Annotated in this window: 3 protein-coding genes; 1 reads left to right on the plus strand and 2 read right to left on the minus strand. The window is 62.4% G+C overall.

The window, feature by feature from the left end; all coding sequences use genetic code 11:
- Nucleotides 1-501 precede the first annotated feature (501 nt).
- Nucleotides 502-843, minus strand: a complete 342-nt coding sequence (locus JOZ76_RS04155; RefSeq protein WP_291697359.1) for a hypothetical protein — start codon at nt 841-843, stop codon at nt 502-504.
- A gap of 292 nt (nt 844-1,135) precedes the next feature.
- Between JOZ76_RS04155 and JOZ76_RS04160 the strand changes: the two genes are divergently transcribed.
- Complete coding sequence (locus JOZ76_RS04160) at nt 1,136-1,552, plus strand: PRC-barrel domain-containing protein (protein ID WP_291697360.1); 417 nt, start codon at nt 1,136-1,138, stop codon at nt 1,550-1,552.
- A gap of 299 nt (nt 1,553-1,851) precedes the next feature.
- Here the strand turns inward: JOZ76_RS04160 and JOZ76_RS04165 are convergent.
- A partial coding sequence (locus JOZ76_RS04165) for a recombinase family protein (protein WP_291697361.1) occupies nt 1,852-3,170 on the minus strand: 1,319 nt, incomplete at its 5' end.

Consider the following 3,170-nt stretch of genomic DNA (forward strand, 5'->3'; position numbering starts at 1 on the left):
TCATCCTCGGGGCCGGCGCCAATTGATAGCCCCGTCCGTTGGCGCTCGCGCCGGTGCGTGCATCGAACAGGTAACCGTGCCACGTCATGCTCCCGTTCCGCTCCATCGCCGAGATCGGTCGCGCTGCAGGCTATGCCGGGCCAGCCAACCGGGTGGCAGCCGAGGTCGTGACCAAGTACATCATCACCGACATGCACGCGAAGGCGGTGCAGGACATGCCGGCCGAGGACGCGGTCAAGTGGCCACTGGTGGGAGCGTCGGTCGGAGCCCATAAGTCGGGGGACAGGCTCCGGGGTCGGGTGGGGGTTGGGCAAGTCGGTGCCGGAGGCGATACCGCGATCCTGCCTGCACGGCCGCGCCCGCGGCGCGACAACGCGAAGGTTGAAGTCGCGGTGTTGATGCCACCTCATCTGGCGCGGCCTGATAGCCGCCTCCGACTCGCGAGGTCCCATCCAGAGGCAGGCGCGCCGTCGACAATCGCGTTAAACCCGCCGAGACCCGCTATTCGAGCGCCGACCGGTCAAAATAATCGCCGCGCCGGTGGTAACTCTTCGCAAGAGCGACCAGCTCGCGGCGAATGCCGGGCGATCGTGTGTAGCGCGCCAGCTCTCGCACCTTGCCGGCCATCTCGCGACAATGATCGCCGTCGGCAAGCGCGGGCGGACGCCCGCTCTTCGCCGATGGTGCCCAGTTGCCGTAAATCAAAAACTCGCGGGCGGGGCTGACCAGACGATCAACCGAATCCCCGCCCGCATTGTTACTATCAGCGTCGTAATTCACACCCGGCCAACCAATCTGCGTTCTTGCCGAATGCGGCCGACTATTACCGCGAATACGCCTCAAAGCCGAGACACAAAGATCCTTAAAGCTAAATAATCATCCTTAACTGATTTAGATCGAAGGTCTGTGACGAGCGATGGACGTCCGCTCCTACCGCCGCGGCGCCGGCCGGTGCGATTCAAACTGGCCCAGACTGCAATCGGCTCCCGATGCTGGTAGACCGATGAACCTGCCGCCCCGCCGCCCGCCCGCACTTGCATTTTGATACGGGATCTCGAATATCACCTGCTCCGGCGCTTCTTAGCAGAGCATGATCGAAGTGTTACCTGGGTTAGTGAAGTTCACTTGAGACAGCATGGGAAAGTCGATGACGAGGTGGTTTGCGGCGTTTTTGGTGGTCCTCTACGCCGCTTCTGCCCATGCTCAGCAAACTCAAACGGACAATTCGGCAACGGCCCAGCCTACCACACCAATATTCGGCATTGATGATTCGGCATTGGCCGGGAGCGCCAGGGCTAGCAAATTGATCGGCAGCAAGGTCTACACCGGCGATACGTCCATCGGCCAGATTGAAGACGTGCTCCTCACTCTCGATCGTGCGACTGTCACTGGAGTAATCCTTTCCGTTGGCGGGTTTCTCGGGATTGGTGATAAACTGGTGGCGGTACCGGTGAATGAGATCAGGGTCGGCCCCGAGGCGCGGTTCATCACCAACCTGACCAAAGAGCAGCTCGCGAATGCGCCGGCCTTTGACTTTGCTAAACTGAAATAGCGGTGCCTTGAACGTTGCCTATTTGGCGCGGAACGGAAAGTTCGAATCCATCTCCCTCCCGCAGACAGTCCGTCTCTCACGGGAAGTAGCGTGATGCCGTCGAGAACCCCGGCTTTTCGCGCGGGCGTGCGGGCCATGGAAGACGGTGCGGTCAGCAGAGACGGCCATATGCCGGCGATATGGCTCCTACCGCCGACAAAGTCTCTGCTGGGCCAAATTCCAGTACCGCAGTGCCGGTGATGCAGTCCAAGGTGATCGCAGCTGTTGCCGCCCAGCAATGCTGCGGTTGGCGGAGCCCATCAAGCGAAGCCGAGCACTTTCCGTTGCTCGTGCCAGGTGAGCGGCAGACGCGAGTGCGCCAGCAGCTTGTCCGCAGTCAGATCGTGCGGCTGATGCCCGTCGAGGATGGCTCGCGTGATGTCCGGGGCGAGATAGCTGAGGCGGACGAGCCGCGTGAAATAGGATGGGCTCACGCCCTCGCGCTTGGCCAATGCGGCAAACGGCACATCGTCGCTGTCGACGAGTGTGGCATTGAGCCGGCGCGCTCTGATCAGCAGCTTGATCAGCCGCGCATCGGGTTTGGCCGTCGCAAACGGGTCGGTGCCGTCGATCAGCATCTTGATGTCCCGCCCGGAGCGGCGCAGCTCGATCGGCACCGAGAGGATCTGGGGCTCGTCATCTGTCGCGCTTGGCGACGCCGTCGCGGCGATATCCAGCAAGCTGGCGAGCCGTGTCGGGCAGAGATGGATGTCGATCCGATCGGCCCCGAGGTCGATGCGCTCGATCAGAGCGGTAAGGAAGGTACGCTGCCGTGCTGCGGGCAACTCGGACCAGCTCTTCCCAATTTCCCCGGCTCGCGCGATCAGCCGGCGCTGCGCTGAGGGATCGCCAAGCCGTGTTGCCTGGTAGACGCTGCCGGGATCGACAAGCCATTGCCGGATTCGGTTGATCACCGCTTGCTCGATTTCCCCGGCTGGAATGCGCAGCCCGCCGGATCCCTCGGTCTGATCCGAGGTGATCAGCGTTTGGGAGACATAGTAGCGGTAGCGCGTCCCTCGCTTGGTCGCATGGGTCGGCGTCATGCGAGTGCCGTCGCCGTCAAACAGCATGCCGGCGAGCAGGCTCGGTTGGCGAGTGCGTGTACTGGAGTTGCGTCTGGCAAGGTTATTGGCGGTGAGCTGCGTCTGCACCGCATCCCACAATGGCTGATCGATGATCGGCGGGTGTTCGCCGGGATGAGATTGCCGCTTGTGCACGATCTCGCCGCGATAGAGGCGGTTCTGCAGCATCAGGTAGAGCGCACCGCGCGAGAAGGGCTTGCCACCCCTGAGGCGACCCGAAGCGGTGGTCCACGACTTGCTCTTGATCTCCCGAGCTTCGAGGTCGTCCTTCAATAACCGGACCGAGCCGAGTTCGGCATAGCAGCGAAAAACGTCTCGAACGATCTCTGCCTCGCTCTCGATCACAACAAGCTTGCCGTCCTGCGCCCGATACCCGAGCGGCGGCACGCCGCCCATCCACATCCCCTTCCGTTTTGAGGCGGCGATCTTGTCCCGGATGCGCTCGCCGATGACCTCGCGCTCGAACTGCGCAAAGGACAGCAGAATGTTGAGGGTCA

It is taken from the genome of Bradyrhizobium sp. (assembly GCF_019244115.1).
Lineage (GTDB): Bacteria > Pseudomonadota > Alphaproteobacteria > Rhizobiales > Xanthobacteraceae > Bradyrhizobium.

Excerpts from the sequence above, each read along its gene's own strand:
- JOZ76_RS04160 (WP_291697360.1), top strand. The coding sequence starts at position 1,136 with ATGGGAAAGTCGATGACGAGGTGGTTTGCGGCGTTTTTGGTGGTCCTC.